We start from the raw sequence: 20,671 nt of genomic DNA on the forward strand, positions 1-20,671 counted from the left end.
ACCCAGACATCCGCCGAGGACCTAAATGCGGCGGTCATCTCATCTCTTACCGGCGAGCACGAATAGCAGACGATCTCGAACCTGGCGTGATCATGATGGCGCAGCACCGGCAACAGAGCGAACGCTGCCGAGTGGTTCCTGAATTCGGAAGCGACATATCCGATCAAAATCCGCTTGTCCGGATCAAGCGTGCGGGGCGCCAACGCCCTTTGCGCCAATTTGGCGCCGATCGCGTCCCACCATTGTTTTCGCGCAGCCTGCTGAACCGAAAAATCGGCCTCCGGGAGATAGTCCAGGAAGAATATCTTGCGCCCGATCAAGTCCGCATAATCAGGCGCCATTGCCAGCCCGGCGTCGAGATGTTCGAGCGCCGTCGCGATGTCTCTCTGGCTCGCATAGCAGGAAGCAAGGAGCGCAATTCCGATGTCGGACCGCGGATTTTCCTCCAGCAAGGTCTCGACGGCCGCAATCGCCTCGGCCGTGTTGCCCTTGACAAGGTTGACTTGCGCCTTTCCCTGCAAGGCCACTTCGAGCCTCGGCGAAAGCGCCAGCGCCGCATCAAAGTCCGCGAGCGCCTGCTCCAGCCGCAACAGATCGAGATTGAGCCGTCCGCGCTGCGCCAGAATCTTCGGCGAATCCGGCTTGATCGCGAGCCCTGCCGCGATCGCCGCGGCCGCCTCTTCGTAGTGCCGGAGCTCGATGCATACCATGCCCCTGCCTGCGATCGCTTCCGCGTGACGCGGTTGAAACGCGAGGGCGCGATCGAAACTCTCCTTGGCGCGCTGGGACTGGCCTTCGATCAGCTCCGCCATGCCCCGATTGCAAAATGCATCGGCATAGTCCGGCTTCAGCCTGATAGCGCGATCGTGCAGCTCGATAGCCTGCTCGGCGAGGCCCATGTGCAGCAGCGTATTGCCGAGATTGGTCAAGGCGATCGGAGAATTCGGCTTCAGCGCAACGGCCTTCTCCTGGCATGCGCGAGCCTCCTGAAACTTCTGGAGGGTGAAATACACCGCCCCGAGATTACCATGGGCATCGGGCGAACGCGGATCGAGCACGGTCGCGCGCTCGAGCAGTTGTTGCGCCTCATCGAGCCGCCCGCCATCATACGCGCGCAGACCGAGCAAGTGCGCGGCGTCGAAATGATCCGGAACCTCCGTCAAAATCCGGCGGCAGAGTGTCTCGACCTCCGCGTATCTGCCCTGGCCGAGTGCCTGAACCGCGGCGGACATGAGTGCGTCCGCCTGCTTCTTCAATTTCTTTTGCAATCGCGCGTTCTGGAATGCGCGCGCGCCGGCGCTGCTCTGCAAAGTCTCTCTCCGGAGGATGGCCCGAAAAGAGCTTGGCCGATTCGCATGGTGCCAAGCTGGCGGGCCGGTTAGACCCGCGACGCCACCGGATTGCAGGTGCTCAGCGCAGGATCTGGCTCAGGAACAGTTTTGTTCGGGCGTGCTGTGGGGCCGCGAAGAACTCGTTGGGCGTGTTGGCTTCGATGATCTGGCCCGCGTCCATGAACACCACGCGGTTGGCGACCTCGCGGGCAAAGCCCATCTCGTGGGTGACCACCAGCATGGTCATGCCCTCCTCGGCAAGGTCGACCATGGTGTCCAGCACCTCCTTGACCATTTCGGGGTCGAGCGCCGAGGTCGGCTCGTCGAACAGCATCACCTTCGGGTTCATCGTCAGCGCGCGGGCGATCGCGACGCGCTGCTGCTGACCGCCAGACATCTGTCCCGGAAACTTGTTGGCCTGGTGCGGGATCTTGACCCGCTCCAGAAACTTCATCGCCGCAGCCTCGGCGTCCTTCTTGGGGATGTTGCGCACCCAGATCGGCGCCAGCGTGCAATTGTCCAGCACGGACAGGTGCGGAAACAGGTTGAAGCTCTGGAACACCATGCCGACTTCGCGCCGCACCGCATCGACGTGCTTGAGGTTCGGCCCGAGCTCGATGCCGTCAACGACGATCTCGCCTTCCTGAAACTCCTCGAGCGCGTTGATACAGCGGATCAGCGTCGACTTGCCCGAGCCGGAGGGGCCGCAGATCACGATGCGCTCGCCCTTCTCGACCGTAAGGTCGATGTCGCGCAGCACGTGAAACTCGCCGTACCATTTGTTCAGGCCGGAAATCTTGACGATGGGGTCGGACATGGTGACCTCGATCAGTTGCGGCGGTGAGCGTTGAGGCGGTGCTCAACGAAGAGCGAGTAGCGTGACATTCCAAAGCAGAAGATGAAGTAGATGATCCCGGCGAAGGCGAACCCTGTGAAAGCGGTCGATGGCGACGACCATTTCGGATCCGAGAACGACGCCCGCAGCGAGCCGAGGAGATCGAACAGCGCCACGATCGAGACCAGCGAAGTGTCCTTGAACAGCGAGATGAAGCTGTTGACGAGGTTCGGAATGACGTGGCGTAGCGCCTGCGGCAGCACGATCAGCGAGGTCGTCTTCCACCAGGACAGCCCCAATGCCGCGGCCGCCTCGCCCTGCCCGCGCGGGATCGCAGCCAGCCCGCCGCGGACGTTCTCGGCCTGATAGGCGCCCGTGAACAGAGAGATTCCAATCAGCGCACGCACGAGACCATCGACCGTGAAGTTGCCCGGCAGAAACAGCGGCAGCATGTAGGTGGCAAAGAACAGCACGGTGATCAGCGGCACGCCGCGCCAGAACTCGATGAAGGCGATCGAGAAGATCCGGATCAACGGAATGGTCGAGCGGCGGCCAAGCGCCAGCGCAATGCCGATCGGCAGCGAGGTGACGATGCCGGTGACGGAGACCACCAGCGTCACCAGAAGTCCGCCCCACAGGTTCGTCTGCACGATCGGCAGTCCGCCGTGATCGAGCCCCATCAGCTTGATCACGATTGCGATGGCGGCGAAGGTGACGATGCTGGATGTGAGGGCCCGCCCCCCGGTGCGGAGGCCGCCGCCGAGAACGAAGGCGATCAGTGAGACGATCGCGGCAGTGATGGCGAAATCGGCCCAGACCGACTGGCCTGTCCCCTGCAACTGGTCACGCAGCCAGGTCAGCGGAAAGATCAGCCAGTAGATCGCGGTACCCACGAGCACGATGACATTGCCGACGACCCACAACAGCGGTGCGGCAGAGGAGGTCTTGCCGAGACCGAGCAGAGCCTGCCCAGCGCCGATGATGCTGTGGTCGAACAATTGCAGCAGGTCAGCGGTCCAGCTCAGGCCAAATCCCTTGATGCCGCCGCCATGCAGCAGAAAGAATGCGACCACCGGAAACGCAAGGAAGAACAGGCCAGCGTTCAATCCTTTCGACGGCAGTCGCGGAATGAGCAACGGCACCAACAGGACTACTGACAACACGAGCGTGAGGTTGACCCGCCAGCGTTCGGCTTCGGGGTAGAAGCCGTAGATCAGTTGCGGCAGCTTGGCCTGGATGTAGGGCCAGCAGGCGCCGACCGTAAAGCCGGCGTTCTCGGCGAGGCAGGCCGTGCGATCCTTGCCGGTCCAGACTGCATCGACCATCAGGAATTTGACGGAAGGAATGATGGTGAACCAGAGCAGCAAGGCGCCGACGATCGTGAGCAGGATGTTGGTCGGCGAGTTGAACAGGCGCGTCCGCACCAGGCCGACGAAGCCCGTGGTCTTCACCGGCGCGGGACGCTCATCCAGAAGATCCCGGCGAACGAAACTGGACGAGGTGATATCGCTCATGCGCCGAGACTCCGGCTGACGCGCCAACCGTAGACGCTCATGACGGCGCTGGTGATCAGCGAGATCAGGAGATACACGCCCATCGTCATGGCGATGATCTCGATGGCCTGCCCGGTCTGGCTCAGCGACGTGCCGGCGAACACGGAGACGAGGTCGGGATAGCCGATCGCGACGGCCAGCGACGAATTCTTGGTGAGATTGAGGTACTGGTTGGTCAGCGGCGGAACGATGACGCGCATCGCCTGCGGCACGACGATCAGGCGGAGCGTGGTGCCGCGGCTCAGGCCCAGCGACGATCCCGCCTCCATCTGTCCGCTGTGGACGGAGAGGATGCCCGCGCGCACGATCTCGGCAATGAAGGCGGCCGTATAGGTCGACAAGGCCAACGTGAGCGCCACGAACTCCGGGATGATCCGCGAGCCACCGGCGAAATTGAAACCTTTGAGCTGCGGCAGCTCGAAGCTGAAGGGCAGACCCGCTACCAGCATGGTGACGAGCGGCAGTCCGAACAGCAGGCCCAGCACATAGGGCCAGATCCGGATCACCTGACCCCGCTGGAACAGCGCCCGGCGCGCACGGATGCGCAACGCCACCGAAGCCACAATGCCGAGCGCCAGCACCACAAGAAAGGCCTCGAAGCCGCTCTCGCCGATCGGGCGGGGAATGACGAGACCGCGATTGCTGACGAAAGCTATGCCGAGCAGCGAAATGCTCTGTCGTGGATTGGGCAAGGCCGCGAGCACCGCCAGGTACCAGAACAGGATCTGGAATAGCAGCGGCAAGTTGCGGATGATCTCGACATAGATTTCGCCAATGCGCGCGAGCAGCCAGTTGGGCGACAGCCGGCACAGCGCGACGATGAAGCCGATCAAGGTGGCGAACACAACGCCCACCACCGAGACCACGAGCGTGTTGAGGAGCCCGACCAGGAATACGCGCAGGAACGTGTCCGAGCCGGTATACGAGATCAGCGTCTGATTGACGTCGAAACCGGCGTTGTTCGCGAGGAAGCCGAAGCCGGCGGCAATATGCTGGTTCTCGAGGTTGGCGCGGGCGTTGGAGACGATTTCATAGGCAATCCAGCCCAGGATCGCAGCGAAGGCAAACTGGACGGCGATGCCGTTCCAGCCTGTCTTGCCCCCCAGCACCCGCCTGATCTTCAGCGCGATCTGGGGCGGGGGTTTGCGAGCCTCGATGCTCATCGCCGCGAGCGCGGGTCAGGCCGGATCAGCGGATCGGCGGGGCGTATTGGAGACCGCCCTTGTTCCAGAGATTGTTGAGACCCCGATTGATACCGAGCGGCGAGCCTGCGCCGACATTGCGGTCGAACACTTCGCCGTAATTGCCGACGGCCTTCACGATGCGCACCACCCAATCCTTGCTTATGCCGAGCTGTTCACCGAAATTGCCATCGGTACCCAGAACGCGCTTCAGTTCAGGATTTTCCCCTTTCGCCTTTTCGTCGACGTTTTTCGCGGTCACGCCGAGCTCTTCGGCGGTGATCATGGCAAACAGCGTCCATTTCACGATGTCGAACCATTGGTCGTCGCCGTGGCGCACCATCGGACCGAGCGGCTCCTTCGAGATGATTTCCGGGAGCACCATGTGATCGCCGGGATTGGCAAGCTTCAGGCGGTTGGCGTACAGGCCCGACTGGTCGGTGGTGAAGACGTCGCAGCGCCCGGCCTCGTAGGCCTTGACCGTTTCGTCGTTGGTGCCGAACGCGATCACCTCGTACTTCATGTTGTTGGCCTTGAAGTAGTCGGCGAGATTCTGCTCGGTCGTGGTGCCGGTCTGGACGCAGACCGACGCGCTGTTGAGCTCGAGCGCCGAGTTCACCTTGAGCGACTTCTTCACCATGAAGCCCTGCCCGTCATAATAGGTCACGCCGGTGAAGTTGGCGCCGAGCGAGGTGTCGCGCGAGATGGTCCAGGTGGTGTTGCGCGACAGCACGTCGACTTCGCCGGATTGCAGCGCCGTGAAACGGTCCTTGGCGGAGAGCGGCACGTATTTGACCTTGGTCGGATCGTTGAAGATCGCCCCGGCGATCGCGCGGCAGACGTCGACATCAAGCCCGGTCCAGTTGCCCTTGTCGTCCGGCGAGGAGAAGCCGGGCAGGCCCTGGCTGACACCGCAGGACAGCATGCCGCGGTCCTTGACGGTCTTGAGCGTTTGCGCATCGGCGGCTTGGGCAGTCAGGCCGGCGGCGAGAGCGAGAGAGAGAGCCAGGGTTACGCGTTTCATGGGCTTTGGGCCTTTCAAAGTCGTCTCAAGGTCAGGAACGTTGTCTTTGCGATCGCCTCTGCCAGGGCTAGCCGTCTCAAGACCAGCCCTGCAAGAGTCATGCTGGAAATCCTTGCCGATCACCCGCCGATCCCGGGAGGCCCTGCCTTAATCCCCGCCGACAGGCGCCCGCCGTTACGGCTGTGGCGCTTGGTCCGGTCAGGCGATGGATCGAAGGTCGCGGCAGGCCCCTCAACATGCGGCGACTGAATAGCACCTGCGATAACAGAACGACTGGCCTGCCGGGTCAAGGGGTTGACGGGACTCTTCTGTGTTCTGTTATTAACGACAGCGGCCTTTCGGCCAGCCCGCGGGCGCAGCGTGCCTGGTGGAAACGCGCTTTTGAAAGCAGACGCATGGATTCCTCACCCCCCTCCGAACAGCACGCCGAGACCCGGCTGGTCACCTCCGGCCGCGACACCAAGGCGCAGAAGGGGTTTGTCAATCCTCCGGTGTTCCACGGCTCGACCGTGCTCTATCCGACCGCCGAGGACCTGCACGCCCATCGCGGCGAGTTCACCTATGGCCGCCATGGTTCCCCCACCACCAAGGCGTTCCAGGAGACGCTGATGACGCTAGAGGGGCCGCAATGCGCCGGCGTCGGCATCGTGCCGTCGGGTTTGTCGGCGATCTCGACCACCCTGCTCTCGGTGCTGAAGGCCGGCGACCACATCCTGGTCTGCGATAACGTCTATCGGCCCTCGCGCAATTTCTGCAACGGCATGCTCACCCGCTACGGCGTCGAGACCACCTATTTCGATCCGATGATCGGCGCCGGCATCGACAAGCTGTTCAGGCCCAACACAAGCGCTGTGCTGGTCGAGGCGCCAGGCTCGCAGTCGTTCGAGATGGCAGACATCCGCGCCATCGCCGAGGTCGCGCATGCCCGCGGCGCGATCGTCATCGACGACAACACCTGGGCGACGCCGCTCTATCACCGCTCGCTCGAACAGGGCGTCGACATCAGCATGCAGGCCGCCACCAAATATATCGGCGGTCATTCCGACATCATGTTCGGCACCATCTCGGCCAATGCCAGGGCATGGCCGCAGATCGCCGAAGGCATCCGCCTGCTCGGCGTCTGTGCCGGTCCCGATGACGTCTTCCTGGCACTGCGCGGCCTGCGTACGCTGTCGGTGCGGCTGGCGCAGCATCATCGCTCCGGGCTCGACATGGCGCGCTGGCTTGCGAGCCGTCCCGAGGTCGCGCGCGTGCTGCATCCGGGGCTCGAGACCGATCCGGGTCATGCGATCTGGAAGCGCGACTTCACCGGCGCTTCGGGCCTGTTCAGCATCGTCTTGAAGCCGGCGCCGCAGAAGGCGGTCGACACCATGCTCGATACGCTCAAACTGTTCGGCATGGGCTTTTCCTGGGGCGGCTTCGAGAGCTTGGCGATTCCCTTCGATTGCGACGCCTATCGCACCGCCACGACATGGTCGCCGGGCGGCCCGACGCTGCGTCTGCATATCGGGCTCGAAAGCGTCGACGACCTCAAGGCCGACCTCGATCGCGGCTTCGCTGCCCTCAAGGCAGCAATGTGAGCCTGCTCACAAGGCATCACGCCGTGGGAACGTGCAGAAGCCGCAAACGTTAACGCCGACGCGCCAACAAATGGTTTGAACCTCAAGCATTTGGCGCTAGCCTCACCAATCGACTCCAATCCGGACACGGAGCATGGGAACGTTGGTACTGCTCGATCTGATGGGCGGCGTGGCGCTGTTGCTGTGGGGCCTGCACATGGTCCACAGCGGGATTCTGCGCGCCTTTGGCCCGGACTTGCGACGGCTCCTCGGCAAGGCGCTTGGTAACCGCTTCAACGCGTTCGCCGCCGGTCTCGGCCTTACTGCCCTGCTCCAGAGCAGCACCGCGACCGCGCTGCTCACGAGTTCGTTCGCAGCCGAGGGCTTGCTCAGCCTGGTCACCGCGCTCGCCATCATGCTCGGCGCCAATGTCGGCACGACGTTGATCGTGCAGGTGCTGTCGTTCAACATCGCCGCCGTCGCGCCGGTCCTGTTCGTGCTCGGACTGGTCGCCTTCCGCGTGGGTCCACGCTCACGGATCAAGGACGTTGGCCGTGTCTTGATCGGCCTCGGGCTGATGCTGCTGTCGCTGCACATCCTGCTCGACACGCTGGCGCCGGCCGAGAACGCGCCGGGCGTCCGCATCGTGATGTCCTCCATCACGGGCGATCCCGTTCTGTGCATCGTGATCGCGGCGCTCGTCACCTGGGCGGTGCATTCGAGCGTCGCCAGCGTGCTGCTGATCATGTCGCTCGCCTATTCGCAGTTCATCTCGCCTTACGCGGCGCTCGCACTGGTGCTTGGCGCCAATCTCGGCAGCGCCATCAATCCCGTATTCGAAGGCGCCAAGCGTGACGATCCCGCCAGTTATCGCCTGCCGGTGGGCAATCTCGTCAACCGCGTGATCGGGATCGCCTTGGTCCTGCCCTTCCTGGGCCCGATCGCCGAGCACATGCACGCCTGGCAGCCCGATCTCGCCAGGATGACGGCGGCGTTTCATATCGCCTTCAACGTCGGCACGGCCATCATCTTCATCGGCCTGCTCGATACCGTGTCGCGCCTGTTGACCCGGCTCCTGCCCGATCGTGTTCAGGAGGCCGATCCGGCCCGGCCGCGCTATCTCGACGAAACCGCGCTGGAGTCGCCGTCGCTGGCGCTGGCCGATGCCGGCCGCGAAACCCTGCGCATGGGCGATCTCGTCGAGATCATGCTGCGCAAGGTGATGGCGGCGATGATGAGCGGCGACCGTGCGCTGGTCGACCAGGTCTCGAAGATGGACAACATCGTCGACGGCCTCGACGAAGCCATCAAGCTCTACGTGACTAAACTCATGCGCGGCAGCCTCGACGAGAGCGAGGGCCGGCGCGCGATGGAGATCATCTCCTTCGCCATCAATCTGGAACATATCGGCGATATCATCGACAAGAGCCTGAGCGAGCTCGCGACCAAGAAGATCAAGCGTCGCTTCCAGTTCTCGCCCGAGGGCGCCGAGGAGCTCGCCGCCTTCCACAAGCGCACGATGGATTCGCTGCGCATCGCCTTCGGCGTCTTCATGTCGGGCGACGCCAACGAGGCGCGCAAGCTGCTGGTGGAGAAGACTGCGCTGCGCAATACCGAGCTTGCCGCCGTCGAGCGCCACCTCGACCGCCTGCGCGAGGGCCGCCCCGAGACAATCGAAACCACGTCGCTGCATCTCGACGTGCTGCGGGACCTGCGCCGCATCCACTCGCATATCTGCTCGGTCGCCTATCCCGTGCTCGACGCGGCCGGGGAGCCCCATCGCAGGCACGAAGCGGAGACCGCCGCCCTGCCCGCGCCGGGCGCGGCGTCCGCGTTGCCGCGCTAGCCTGGATCAGCGCTCCAGCGTCTTTGACGCGCGGCCGCGGTTCTTCACAATCAACATGATGTTACGGATATAGATGATGGTCGCGAGCGCCTGGCCGAGGATGATGACAGGCTCGCGCTTGACGACGCCATAGACCAGCGTCATCAGCCCGCCGCCCATCGAGCAGAACCAGAACGCCATCGGCACCACGCTGTTGCCGGCGCGCTCGCTCGCGATCCACTGCACCAGGAAGCGTGCCGTGAAGAACAGCTGCGCGACGAGGCCGAACGCGAGCCAGAAGTCGAACTTGGCCACGAAGACATCGTAGAAATAATTGCTCAGCGCCTGACCGTATTGGATGATCATGCCGTCACCTCAGTCACATCCGGCGTCGGCTTCTTGCGGCGGATCAGCCACCAGACGCCCACGAGATCCATGATCCCGATCCACAGCCGGTCGAAGAAACCGTAGTTTGACACGCCGGAGCGGCGCGGACGGTCGATCACGTCGACATAGGCGATCTCGTAACCCTCGCGGCGCACCAGCGCCGGCAGGAAGCGGTGCAGCCCGTCGAAATAGGGCATCATCAGGAACACCTCGCGCCGGAACGCCTTCAGGCCGCAGCCGGTGTCGCGCGTACCGTCCTTCAGGATCGCGTTGCGGACGCCGTTGGCGACACGTGACTGGAATTTCTTGAAGCCGGTATCCTTGCGGCCGACGCGTTGTCCAGCCGCAAGTCCGACCTTGCTTCCGTTCTCGACAGCCGAAATCAAGTCCGGCAGGAAGGCCGGATTGTTCTGGCCGTCGCCGTCGAGCGTCGCCACGATCGCGCCGCGTGCCGCACGTACGCCGCTGCGCACGGCCGCGGATTGGCCGCCTGATTTGGCGTGGCGCAGCTGGCGCAGATTGTCCCGCTGCTTCATGACGGCGCCAAGCCGTTCGCCGGTCGCGTCGGTCGAACCGTCGTTGACGTAGATGATCTCATAGGCCCAGCGGCCGTCGAGCGCCGCGCCGATCTCCTCGATCAGCGGCACGATGTTGTCGGCTTCGTTGCGCACGGGAACGACGATGGAAACCGAGGGCTGGAAAACCGAAGGCTGGGACGACAAATCGAAGCTCGTGGTTGGAATTGGCTTGCCTTAAGGAACCGGCGGTCCCGGCAGGCAGCCGCTTTTATGGGGCGGATGCCCCGTGGGCAACCCTTTTGAGGCGGCCCGAGACCGCCCCTGCAAGAGGCACAATGGTGCCGTCGGCACGGATGGCAAAGCCGAGCCTGCGGGCCGCGAACCAGTAGCGCACCGCCAAGGCGCCGACCAAGCCGACCAGGGCGCCGGCCACCACGTCACTCGGGTGGTGCGCAAGCAGCACCAATCGCGTTAGCAGGATCACGATCGCGTAAGTGAACATGAACACGCGCAGGCGCGGCCACAGCGCCGAGACCGCGAACGCCAGCGCGAACGCCGTCACCGCATGACCCGACGGCAGGCTGGCATAGGCCCCGGTCCCCTCGAACGGCACGAAGTTGAACGGATTGGCTTTGCCGCCGACGAACGGACGTCCTCGACCGATAAGATATTTCAGGATCTCGGCGACGAATACGGGCACGGCAACAGACAAAAACATGAACTGCAGCCGCGTGCCGAGGCCGAGCAGAAGCGCGCGGCTGGTGCCGTGCAATCCCGCCGCAACCAGCGCCAGGACCACCAGCAGGCCCCCGAGCACCGAGAGCACATACTCGTCCTTGCCGAAATCGGTAAGGATGCGGATCGGCCACAGTCCGGGCGCGCCACGTGCCGGCATCAGCTGGATCTCGGTCAGGTCGAACACGACCATCACCGCGATGACCAGGGCTGCACCTGCAGCACTCAGCCAAAGCGAATGCCGCGCCAGCTTTCGCGCGGCCTCGGCGCGGCGCGAATGCGAGGGCGTGCGCACGAGCTGTGCCAGGGCGCGCCCCGAGAGCGTGAGCAATTGTGCGGGATAGCTCGCGCGCGGCGAGATGTCGGTTGGTGCCGACATCCTACTCGGTGCCTTCCGAGCGGAAGATCGAGATCGAGATCGCGCGCCCTTGCGAGAAATTGTAGCCGTCGATGCGGGTGCCAACCTTGTAGCGCAGCCCGATCGCCTCGGCGCGCTGCACGAAGCCGCGCTCCGAACGCTGCTCGATCAGCGCGAAACGGCAGCTCCCCTGCCGCAGGAAATCCGCCGCACCCGAACCGTCGGTGAGCAGCGTCTGCGTACCCGTCAGGAAGACCAGGCTCGGCTCGTGATAGCCGGCCGCGGCTGCCTTCGGGCCCACGCAGGTGACGTTGCGAAGCGCGCGTGCGATCTCGATGCTCGGAAACAGCGGCGTCAGCGACGGCAGCACGATGCCGTAGACCGTTAGCGCGAGCATCAGGGCTGCGACCAGCGCGTTGAGCAGCGAGCGCTCGGCGTGATTGTTGTCGTGAAGCCACCAGGCGAACAGGCCGAAGATCAGCGAGGCCGCGATGAACGGCCATGCCACGAAAGCAGGCTGCCGCGTCAGCATCACCGCGCCGACGACCGCGATGATCGAGCCGCCCACGGGGATTGCGAACCACCATGCCGAGCCGCGCATCAGCCAGGACCACGACAGCACCCGCCGCTCGAGCGCGCCCGCGGTGAGGATCGCGATCGCAGGATACAGCGGCAGCACGTAATGGGGCAGCTTGGTCAGCACCACCTCGAACACGATCCAGGACGGGACCAGCCAGGCCAGCAGGAATTGCGCGCCGGGCTCGCGCCGCGCGCGCCAGACCGCGGGCGCGGCCATCGCCGCGAGCGGCGCGCCGGGCCAGAACGTGATCCAGAACAGCACCAGATACAGTCCGGGCGGCGCGCCGTGGGATTCCTGCGCGCCCAACTTGCTCAACATGTCGCCGCCGACGGAATCGGCGAAGAAGGCATCGCCCGCGCGCCAGAAGATCGCGACGAACCAGGGCAGCACCAGCACCAGCATCCACATCAGGCCCCAGAGCGGGCGCAGCTTCCACAGCCAGGAGGCATCGCGGTCCTGGATCGCGAGCGCGATGATGGTCAGGCCTGCGAACATCAGGATCAGCGGGCCCTTGATCAGGATGCCGACAGCGAGAGCCGTCCAGAAGATCGCAGGCCAGCTCCAGGGCGGATGCGTCTCGTCCTCGGCGCGCTGCCACGACAGATACGCCCGTGCCATCGCGCCCATCGCGGCGACCACGCAGAACAGCAGCATGGCGTCGGTCTTCGCAAGCCGCGCCTCGACGCCGAGCAGCACGGAGGCGCACATCAGAAGAGCCGCAAGCACCGCGGCGCGCCGCGTGACGAAGCCGAGCGCCGTCCAATAGGTCATGAGCACGGCGCCTATCGCGCCGATCAGCGAGGGAAGCCGATAGACCCAGATGCGCAATTCGGCCCGCGGCAGACCGAGCGCCGATGCCGTCTCGACCGCGGCCGATTGCAGCCAGTAGATGCCGACGGGCTTCTTGTAGCGGACGTCTTCCTGGAAGCGGATGTCGACATAATCGCCGCTCTCGACCATCTGCTTGGTGGCCTGCGCAAAGCGCGCCTCGTCGCGATCAACCGGCGGAATCGTAAAGAAGCCCGGCAGGAATAGCAGCAGCGCGCACAGCAGCAGGAAGGCGACCGCGCGGACGTGGCTGGCCGTGGCGATGTCGAACATGGACACGAGCCGGCTGCCCGGATTCACCGGGGATTTCGGCTCGCGGGGAGCTCCAAAACGGGGTGTTGGGTAGGTCTCGGCCATCGGTTCCGCTTACGCTGAAACCGCCATCGCCACAACCGCTTGAGGCAGGGTCATTGAATTCGAATGACAACTGTGTCCGCGGCGCCCGTGGCGTCGATGACGGTCAGCCGCGCAAAGCCGGGACCGGGCGGATCGATCAGCCGCTGACGACGTCCGTCGATCTCACCCTGCGCCGTTCCGTTAACCATGACGGTCATGGGCAGGACGCCGCCGGCGACTTTGACCGGCATGGCTGCGCCCCCCTCGCCACCTGAGCGATCGACGTCGATCCGCGAGCCGTTCAGCGGAAACTGGATGTGCAGGGCCTGCTCGCCCCCGGTCCGCACCAGATCCCCGACCGGGCGGAACCGCCTCAAGGGCAATGGCAGCTTGGCGTTGCTGGCCACGAGAGTTCCTTTCGGCGGCTTCGGCAACGGCAGGAGCGTCTTGCCGGTGCGGGCGAAGGCGTCGAACAGGATCGGCGCGGCGGCAACCCGACCGGTCAGGCCCGGAACCGGCGCGCCGTCGGGCCGGCCAACCCAGACCCCGATGGTCATGCGCCCGTCGAAGCCCATCGACCAGGCATCGCGGTAGCCGTAGGAGGTGCCGGTCTTGAAAGCGATGCGGTTATGAGCCGCGTTCGCCGGCGGCGGGGTACCGAGCAGCACATTGCCCACTTGCCAGGCCGCGACCTGATCGAGCAGCCGCAGCGGCTCGCGCTCGTCCCCGTCGCTCATGATCTCGCGCAGCGGCTTGGTGGTGCCGAGCCGGGCGAAGCCCGCATAGAGCTGGGCGAGGTCCTGCAGCGTCACGCCGACGCCGCCAAGGCCCATGGCAAGTCCCGGCGCCTCGTCTTTGGGCAGAACCAGATTGCCACCGGCCTGACGCAGCCGCGAGGCCAGCCGGCTCGCGCCGACGCGGTCGAGCAGCACGATCGCGGGCACGTTTAACGACAGCTGCAGCGCCTTCTTCACCGGCACCGTGCCCTGAAACGTCATGTCGAAATTTTCCGGCGCGTAGGAGCCGAAGCGCACGGGCCGATCGTCGATCAGACTGTCCGGATGAACAAAACCGTCCTCGAAGGCCAGCCCGTAGATGAAGGGTTTCAGCGTCGAGCCCGGCGAGCGGATGGCGCGGGTCATGTCGACCTGCCCTGCCCGGCGCTCGTCGAAATAATCGGCCGAGCCGACGCGCGCGAGCACGTCGCCGCTCTCATTGTCGACGACGATGATGCCGACCGAGATGTTCGGCCCCAACGCAATGGCACGATCGCGCGCTAGCGGCTCCAGCACCTTCTGGAGGGTGGCATCGAGCGTCAGCTTGATGACTGGCGCGTCCTTGACCGTCGCAAGCGCCGCATCGGAGGCGTGCGGCGCCAGGATCGGCATCGGCTTGCGCAGTTTCGGCACAGGAACGGCTTTCGCCTGCTTCGCATCGTCGAGGCTGATCTGTTGCTCCTCGACCATGCGGTCGAGCACGCGGTCACGTGCTTTGCGCGCCGCATCGGGATAGCGATCGAGCCTGCGGGTCTCCGGCGATTGAGGCAGCGCGACCAGCAACGCGGCTTCAGCCAGCGACAACCGCTTCGGCTCCTTGCCGAGATAGGCGATCGAGGCAGCGCGAATGCCCTCGAGATTGCCGCCGTAAGGCGCGAGCGCCAGATAGAGGTCGAGGATCTGCTCCTTGCTCAAGCTGCGCTCGATCTCGATCGCACGCACGATCTGCCGCAGCTTTGCATGGAGCGAGCGCTGCCGCCGAGGCTCCATCAGCCGCGCGAGCTGCATCGAGATGGTCGAGCCGCCCGAGACGATGTGGCCGCGCGTCGCAAGCTGAAACGCAGCGCGCCCCAGCGCCACCGGGTCGATGCCGTCATGTGCGTAAAAGCGCTGGTCCTCGTAGGCGAGCAGCAGCTTCAGATAGGTCGGATCGACGTTCGTTTTTGTCTCGACCGGCAGTCGCCAGCGTCCATCCGCCATCGCATAGGCGCGCAGCAGCTTGCCATTCCGATCGACGATGGTGGTGGAAACCTGGCGGGCGTCGTCGAAAGGCAGCGGACCGAGGGAGTAAACCCACGCGACGACGCCGACGATGGTGAGGATGAGCGAGAATGCCAGCGCGGAGAGGACACGCGGGCCCCTGCCCCTTGCTCCGTCATGGCCAGGCTTGTCCCGGCCATCCACGTTCTTGCCTCTCGCACCAAAGTCCGTGGATGCCCGGGACAAGCCCGGGCATGACGGCGGAGCATGTGGCTCCTTGTCGCTCATCCCATCACCACTCACTTCGCCGCCCGCACCTCGACCGTGCCGGTCCCGGTACGGCCGTAGCGCGAGGGATTGTACATGTCCTCGACATAGGCCTGCGGCAGCACGTATTTGCCGGGTGAGACCACACGCACGACGTAGGCCACCGTGAAGACCGCCTTGGAATCCGAGGCCCGATCGACGGCAGCCGTGAAACGATCGTCGCGGAACTCGGTATCTTCGGGCTCTTCGCCATCCTCGATCCAGCCCAGCGTGCCGCTGTCGCCCGACGACACCAGTTTTGGATTGTCGATTTCCAGGCCGGCCGGCAGATAGTCGGACACCATGATGTGGCCGTATTCGGGCTTGGCCTCGGTGATCTTCAGCACCACGGCGAAGCGGTCGTTCTGCTTGACCTTGCTGATATCGGCGGGCTTGCCGTCGAGCGTGAAGAAACTGCGCTCGATCTTGAAGCCGTTCGATGCCGCGGGCTCAGGCGTCACCGGCGACCCCGACACCGAGACCACCGCCTGCACCGGCGCGTCTCCGGTGTTGGTGATCTTCAGCGGCTTGCCTTCCAGAGTGGCGGCCTTGTAGCTGCGGTACAGCGCGGTCTTGACCGGCTGGCCGTCCACCTCCATCGACAGGTTCTCCTTGGCGAGCGCGCGCGCCGCCAGCACCAGCCACGCATTTTCCTGCGTGGAGGTGTAGGGCGTCAGCCCGCGCGCAGTCTCGACCCGCGACACCGCCTGCGTCAGCGTTGCCTTCGGCGCGTTGCCTTCACTGGCAAGCGACACCAGCGCTGCGGCATCGCGGAGCTGCGAGCCGTAGTCGGTGCGGCCGAACTCCAGCACCGGCTTTGGGGCGAGACTGTCGAGGGCTGCGCCATAGACCCGCTCCGCGCGGTTGCGGTCACCGACCAGCGCGAGCGCCGCGGCGAGCTGCGATTTCGCGATGGGAGTGGCGAGGTTGCTCAGCTTGGTGTCGGCGAGATAGCGGAGGTCGCCGATCGGCGCCGCGCCGTTGCGCGCCAGCACATAGAGGCCGTAGGCGAGATCGCGGCCGCCGTCCTTCTCCGGCTCGTTGCCGTTGACGACCGAGTTGCGGATGCGGTCGAGCGCGGTCTTGAACAGCACATCCGGCACCACAAAGCCCTTTTCGCGGGCGCGAGTCAGGAAGTCCGTCACATACGCGTCCAGCCAGGAATCGTCACCGCCTGCCGACCACAGCCCGAACGAGCCGTTCGAGCCCTGGCGGGCCAGCAGCCGCTCGATGGCGTCGCGGATGCGCTGGTCGACCTTGGTGTCCATGGCCAGGTGCGCACCGGCCGCGAGCTCGTTGACATAGAGCAACGGCATGGCGCGGCTGGTGATCTGCTCCGAGCAGCCATAGGGATAGCGGTCAAGTGCTTTGAGGATCGTCGCCGCATCGAGCGCAGTGGACAGGCTGGCCGAGACCGAGACGCTACCGGTGCCCGGCACGAGATCGGCGAACATATCCGAGGTCAACGTCAGGCTCTCACCCTTCGCCAGCGTCCGGATCGAGCGCCGCGCCAGCACTTGCGTCGCCGCCTTGACGTCGAGCGCATAATGGCGCGCCAGCGCCAGGCCATTCGGCCCCTTGATGTCGACGTCGAGTGTCGCCTGCCCCGCCGCCGTCGCGTCGATGGCGAGCGTGAACGAATTCCGCTGCTTGGCGGCAAGCTTGACCGTGGTCGCGGGATTGCCGGTCATTCTCACTGGCCCGCCGGTCTTCACGTTGATGACGTAATCGCCGGCCTGCCCCTCGACATTGTCGATCTCGAGATTGACCGTGCCGTGGTCGCCGTTGAGCAGGAAGCGCGGCAAGGTCGTGGTCAGCACGACAGGGTCGCGGATCACCACGTCCGTGTTGGCGCGACCGAGCTTGGTCGCGGTCCACGCCACCGCCATCACGCGCGCGGTGCCGGCGAACTCCGGAACGTCGAAGCTCACTTCGGCCGTGCCGTCGGCGGCAACGGTGACGATGCCCGAATAGAGCGCGAGCGGCTTTTGCGCGGGCGGCGAGCCCTGGAGCTCGGCGGCACCGGCGTCGCCGCCGGACTTGATCTGCCCGCGCGTGCCCGACATGCCGTCGATGAGTTGCCCATAGAGATCGCGGATCTCCGCGCTCAGGCGGCGCTGGCCGAGATAATAGTCGTCTGGCGCCGGCGGCTTGTAATTAGTGAGGTTGAGGATGCCGACGTCGACCGCGGCGATCACGATCTTGGCGTCCTCGCCCGGATTGAGCCCGTCGAGCTTGACGGGGATCTTCAGCAGCCCATTCGGCCGGATCAGAGCCGGCGGCGTCAGCTTCACCTGCAATGTACGGGTCTGCTTGTCGATACCGAACCATTTGAGTCCGATCGCCCGGCCCGGCATGCGTTGCGCGGCCGCATCGAGCGGACGGCGCAGCGTTGCCACAACATAGGCGCCGGTGCCCCAGTCCTTGCCGACCGGGAGCTTCACCTGGGCGGTGCCTTCCTTGACGTCGATGGTCTGCGTCGTCAGCAGGCGATCGCCGAGCACGTTGACCGTCAGTTTGCCGGCGCTGCGGACGTTGACCGACACGGTCATCGTGTCGCCCGAGGCGTATTGCGGCTTGTCGATCGAGGTCTCCAGGAGGTCCGGCGTGTCGGCGCTGCCGTCGGAATACCAGCCGACGTCGAACTGTACCGAGGTCACGGGCCCGTCGGCGTCGTTCGACTTCACGTCCAACCGGTAGCGGCCGGGCTGTGGGGTCAGCGAAATCCGCGACGGCTTGTCCGCGGCAACTGTCACGTCGCCGTCGGAGACGCGCGAGGTCGATTTGACCGGCTCGTACTCCCAGTAATTGCTCTGGCGATACCATTGGTAGCGCGACTCCATCTTCAGGAGCTCGTAGCGCAGGCCGTCGCGGCGAAGCCTCTCACCCTCGGGCGAGACGAACACAACATCGAACTCGGCCTTGTCGCCCTCGGCGACGTTCTTGTCGCCGAATAGCGGCTTGATGCCGATCATCGCGGCAGCAGGCGCGACCGGCAGCACGATCTTGCGCTCGACGGCGCGGCCGCCGGTCTCGACCATGCGGACGAAGATCTGCGCCTCCTGCGGCCGCGTCGAGGCCGGCTGCTTGTCGAGCGTGACCGGGAAGGTCGCAACGCCGTTGGCGTCGGCTTCCGGCAGGTTCTCCAGCGGCGTGCGCTCGTTCGAGGTGGTCTCCTCGTCGGCGACGCCGAACTGGTAGCCGGCGAAGCCCGGCCGCTCGGACGCGGGCGCGACCAGCATGTCGCCTTCGAGCGCTAGCCCCGAGGCCGGCGCGCCATAGAGGAAATGACCGTCCGCCTTAAGCTCCACTGGAGCGTTAGCTTTGATCAGCTTGTCCTTGGCAGACAAGTCGAATTCGATCCGATCGGGGACGTAGTCCTCGACCATGAAAGTGGTCTCGCCGACCGAAGAGCCCTTCGGATCGGTGAAGGCGCGCACCCGCCAGGTCCCGGTCGGGACGGCCGAGTTGAGCGGCACCGACAAGGTGCGCCCGCCCGCGCCCTGGTCGGACAGCACGGCGCGGCGGAATTCGACGCCATCAGGACGCTCGATCACCAGGGTCATCGGCCCGCCGGTGACGGCGTTGCCCTGCCCGTCGCGCAACAGCGCGGTGAGATAGACGGTCTCGCTGGAGCGGTAGACGCCGCGCTCGGCATAGACGAAAGCGTCGGCGCCCGCAGGCACGGCCCTGCCCGAAACGCCGCGGTCCGACAGGTCGAAGGCGGAGGACTTGAGGCTGAGGAAGGCATAGTCAGCCTTCTCGCCGGTCACGGTGAGCATCGCCGGCGACAGGCCGCCCTCGCCGCGCGCAAGCCCCGCCTCGAACAGCACATGGCCGCTCTCATCGGTCTTGCGGGTGGCCAGGATCTCGTTGTTGCGCGCGACCAGCCGCACCTCGGCTTTGCCGACCGGATCGGTCGAGGCCAGCGAATTCACGAAGACATGGACGCCGTCATTGCCGGAATAGGCCGTGACGCCGAGATCGGAGACGATGAACCATTGGGTGGCGAGCTGATAGTCGTCGTCCGAGCCCGGCCCCTTGGCCGCGGCCGTCATCACATAGACGCCGGGCTGGAGTTCACCAAGCGCCTGGTCGACCGGGAATGCCGTGGTGACGTCCTGGTTGAGCGTCATCGCGGTGGCAAGCTCGCCGGTCCAGACTTTCACGCCGCGCTCGCCGCCGAGATCGCTGAGCTGGTATTTCGACAGGGTCTTCTGGAAATCGCTGTCGACCACCGTGTTGATCAAATTGCGGTCGCCGATCCGGAACACGTTGATGTTGACGGCTGGCGTGTTGACGCTGACGACGGGAATGCCGCGCTGGCCCGTCCTCGGCAGCACATAGGCGCGGCTGGTGAAGCGCACGAAGGGCTTGCGGTCGCGCACATAGACGTTGAACTCGGCCGATTTCGGAAGGCCTTCCTTCACGGTGGACGGCAGGCCGGCGCGCAAATTGATGTTGTAGCGCTCGCCATGCTTCAGCCCGTCGACGCAGAGCTGCTTGGCCTCGGCCGACAGGGCCGGCTTGTCCTGGCCGGCCAGCGCGAGGTACGGCGCGAAATCGGTGCGTTTTGCCAACTCCTCCGAGAACTGGAAGCAGGCGCGCGGACTGGCGGAGTCCGAGTCCACGGTGTAGTCGAGCAGCCGAAAACCGTGCTCGTCGCGCATCTTCTCATATTGGCCGCGGACGTCGGCGACCTCGCGCATGTCGAGCGACAGCCGCAGAGCATCCAGCGCCGGCCGCCACAGCTTGCGTTCGGAAAGAGACTTGCCGAGCACCGCGAGCGCGTCGGCCTCCTCGCCCGCATTCCCGGCGCGCTGGTAGGCGATGTAGGCGGCGGTCGAGGCGCGCTCCAGCAGGAACGTCTGCTCGCTCGAGCTCTTCGGCGATATCTGGAAGATGACCTTTGCCAGCCGCAACCAGTTGCCGGCGTCCTCCGGCGTGGTCGCCGCGATCTGGCCGAGCACCGACAGGCCGGTGCGATAGTCGTTGCGCCGGAAGGCAGCATCGGCGTCGGTGCGCAAGCTCGCGCCGGTCTTGGCGACCGGCCCCGCCTCGCCCTTGATCTGCGCCTCCAGCTTGATCGCGGAATCGGCGAGGTCGTCCCGCTTGAAAGCTTTGTCGGCGGCCTGCGCGACGCTAAGGCCGAACGCCAGCGTGGCGCAGAGTGTGACGGCGCGAACAAGACCGATCATGGATGGACTCCCGGAAATCGCGGACGAACGCCGCTTGTCGCATGAAATGCGCGGAAAGGTGACGGACTCAAGGCGATGGAACCAAAGGTGCAAACCGTCGCATTCGCCATGACAAGGCACGCCCAGAGGAGACCGATCAAG

Annotated in this window: 13 protein-coding genes; 2 read left to right on the forward strand and 11 right to left on the reverse strand. The window is 65.1% G+C overall.

The window, feature by feature from the left end; all coding sequences use genetic code 11:
- The 5 genes from AC0L3B_RS14785 to AC0L3B_RS14805 form a co-directional block, all read right to left on the reverse strand.
- Window positions 1-1,310 (reverse strand): tetratricopeptide repeat protein (locus tag AC0L3B_RS14785; RefSeq protein WP_473380629.1); only part of this gene is annotated, 1,310 nt, incomplete at its 3' end.
- A 100-nt stretch (window positions 1,311-1,410) separates the two neighbouring features.
- A complete protein-coding gene (locus AC0L3B_RS14790) occupies window positions 1,411-2,148 on the reverse strand; it encodes an amino acid ABC transporter ATP-binding protein (RefSeq protein ID WP_018457791.1) in 738 nt (245 codons plus the stop codon).
- An 11-nt stretch (window positions 2,149-2,159) separates the two neighbouring features.
- Window positions 2,160-3,680: an amino acid ABC transporter permease gene (locus AC0L3B_RS14795; protein WP_473380630.1), complete on the reverse strand. Its 1,521-nt coding sequence runs from the start codon at window positions 3,678-3,680 to the stop codon at window positions 2,160-2,162.
- A complete protein-coding gene (locus AC0L3B_RS14800; RefSeq protein WP_473380631.1) occupies window positions 3,677-4,882 on the reverse strand; it encodes an amino acid ABC transporter permease in 1,206 nt (401 codons plus the stop codon). Before AC0L3B_RS14800 ends, AC0L3B_RS14795 begins: the two co-directional genes overlap by 4 nt.
- 25 nt (window positions 4,883-4,907) lie before the next feature.
- Window positions 4,908-5,924 carry an amino acid ABC transporter substrate-binding protein gene (locus tag AC0L3B_RS14805; protein WP_018457788.1) on the reverse strand — a complete coding sequence of 339 codons (1,017 nt, stop codon included), beginning with the start codon at window positions 5,922-5,924 and terminating at the stop codon, window positions 4,908-4,910.
- A gap of 395 nt (window positions 5,925-6,319) precedes the next feature.
- On the opposite strand from AC0L3B_RS14805, the gene metC reads away from it, so the two are divergent.
- The gene (gene metC / locus AC0L3B_RS14810; RefSeq protein WP_473380632.1) at window positions 6,320-7,504 is read left to right on the forward strand and encodes a cystathionine beta-lyase; all 1,185 of its coding nucleotides are present in this window, start codon (window positions 6,320-6,322) and stop codon (window positions 7,502-7,504) included.
- 133 nt (window positions 7,505-7,637) lie between these two features.
- The gene (locus tag AC0L3B_RS14815; RefSeq protein WP_018457786.1) at window positions 7,638-9,329 is read left to right on the forward strand and encodes a Na/Pi cotransporter family protein; all 1,692 of its coding nucleotides are present in this window, start codon (window positions 7,638-7,640) and stop codon (window positions 9,327-9,329) included.
- A gap of 6 nt (window positions 9,330-9,335) precedes the next feature.
- Here the strand turns inward: AC0L3B_RS14815 and AC0L3B_RS14820 are convergent, their stop codons facing one another.
- From AC0L3B_RS14820 to AC0L3B_RS14845, 6 genes are all read right to left on the reverse strand, one after another.
- Entirely contained in the window at window positions 9,336-9,674 is a 339-nt protein-coding gene (locus AC0L3B_RS14820) for a lipid-A-disaccharide synthase N-terminal domain-containing protein (protein ID WP_007591223.1), read from the reverse strand.
- Window positions 9,671-10,417, reverse strand: coding sequence for a glycosyltransferase family 2 protein (locus tag AC0L3B_RS14825; RefSeq protein ID WP_007610202.1), 747 nt, complete (start codon window positions 10,415-10,417; stop codon window positions 9,671-9,673). The genes AC0L3B_RS14820 and AC0L3B_RS14825 overlap by 4 nt, the downstream gene beginning before the upstream one ends.
- 64 nt (window positions 10,418-10,481) lie before the next feature.
- Entirely contained in the window at window positions 10,482-11,327 is an 846-nt protein-coding gene (locus tag AC0L3B_RS14830; RefSeq protein ID WP_473380633.1) for a phosphatase PAP2 family protein, read from the reverse strand.
- Window position 11,328: 1 nt separating this feature from the next.
- Entirely contained in the window at window positions 11,329-13,071 is a 1,743-nt protein-coding gene (locus tag AC0L3B_RS14835; protein ID WP_026233442.1) for an ArnT family glycosyltransferase, read from the reverse strand.
- A gap of 50 nt (window positions 13,072-13,121) precedes the next feature.
- Complete coding sequence (pbpC, locus tag AC0L3B_RS14840; protein ID WP_085385251.1) at window positions 13,122-15,230, reverse strand: penicillin-binding protein 1C; 2,109 nt, start codon at window positions 15,228-15,230, stop codon at window positions 13,122-13,124.
- A gap of 95 nt (window positions 15,231-15,325) precedes the next feature.
- On the reverse strand, window positions 15,326-20,530 hold the full coding sequence (locus AC0L3B_RS14845; protein WP_473380634.1) for an alpha-2-macroglobulin family protein: 5,205 nt from the start codon (window positions 20,528-20,530) through the stop codon (window positions 15,326-15,328).
- Window positions 20,531-20,671: the final 141 nt, after the last annotated feature.

This window comes from Bradyrhizobium sp. Kon56, from assembly GCF_055807635.1.

Coding starts and splice junctions, on each gene's coding strand:
- AC0L3B_RS14790 (WP_018457791.1), bottom strand. CDS start 2,148: ATGTCCGACCCCATCGTCAAGATTTCCGGCCTGAACAAATGGTACGGC.
- AC0L3B_RS14795 (WP_473380630.1), bottom strand. CDS start 3,680: ATGAGCGATATCACCTCGTCCAGTTTCGTTCGCCGGGATCTTCTGGAT.
- AC0L3B_RS14800 (WP_473380631.1), bottom strand. CDS start 4,882: ATGAGCATCGAGGCTCGCAAACCCCCGCCCCAGATCGCGCTGAAGATC.
- AC0L3B_RS14805 (WP_018457788.1), bottom strand. CDS start 5,924: ATGAAACGCGTAACCCTGGCTCTCTCTCTCGCTCTCGCCGCCGGCCTG.
- metC (WP_473380632.1), top strand. CDS start 6,320: ATGGATTCCTCACCCCCCTCCGAACAGCACGCCGAGACCCGGCTGGTC.
- AC0L3B_RS14815 (WP_018457786.1), top strand. CDS start 7,638: ATGGGAACGTTGGTACTGCTCGATCTGATGGGCGGCGTGGCGCTGTTG.
- AC0L3B_RS14820 (WP_007591223.1), bottom strand. CDS start 9,674: ATGATCATCCAATACGGTCAGGCGCTGAGCAATTATTTCTACGATGTC.
- AC0L3B_RS14830 (WP_473380633.1), bottom strand. CDS start 11,327: ATGTCGGCACCAACCGACATCTCGCCGCGCGCGAGCTATCCCGCACAA.
- AC0L3B_RS14835 (WP_026233442.1), bottom strand. CDS start 13,071: ATGGCCGAGACCTACCCAACACCCCGTTTTGGAGCTCCCCGCGAGCCG.
- AC0L3B_RS14845 (WP_473380634.1), bottom strand. CDS start 20,530: ATGATCGGTCTTGTTCGCGCCGTCACACTCTGCGCCACGCTGGCGTTC.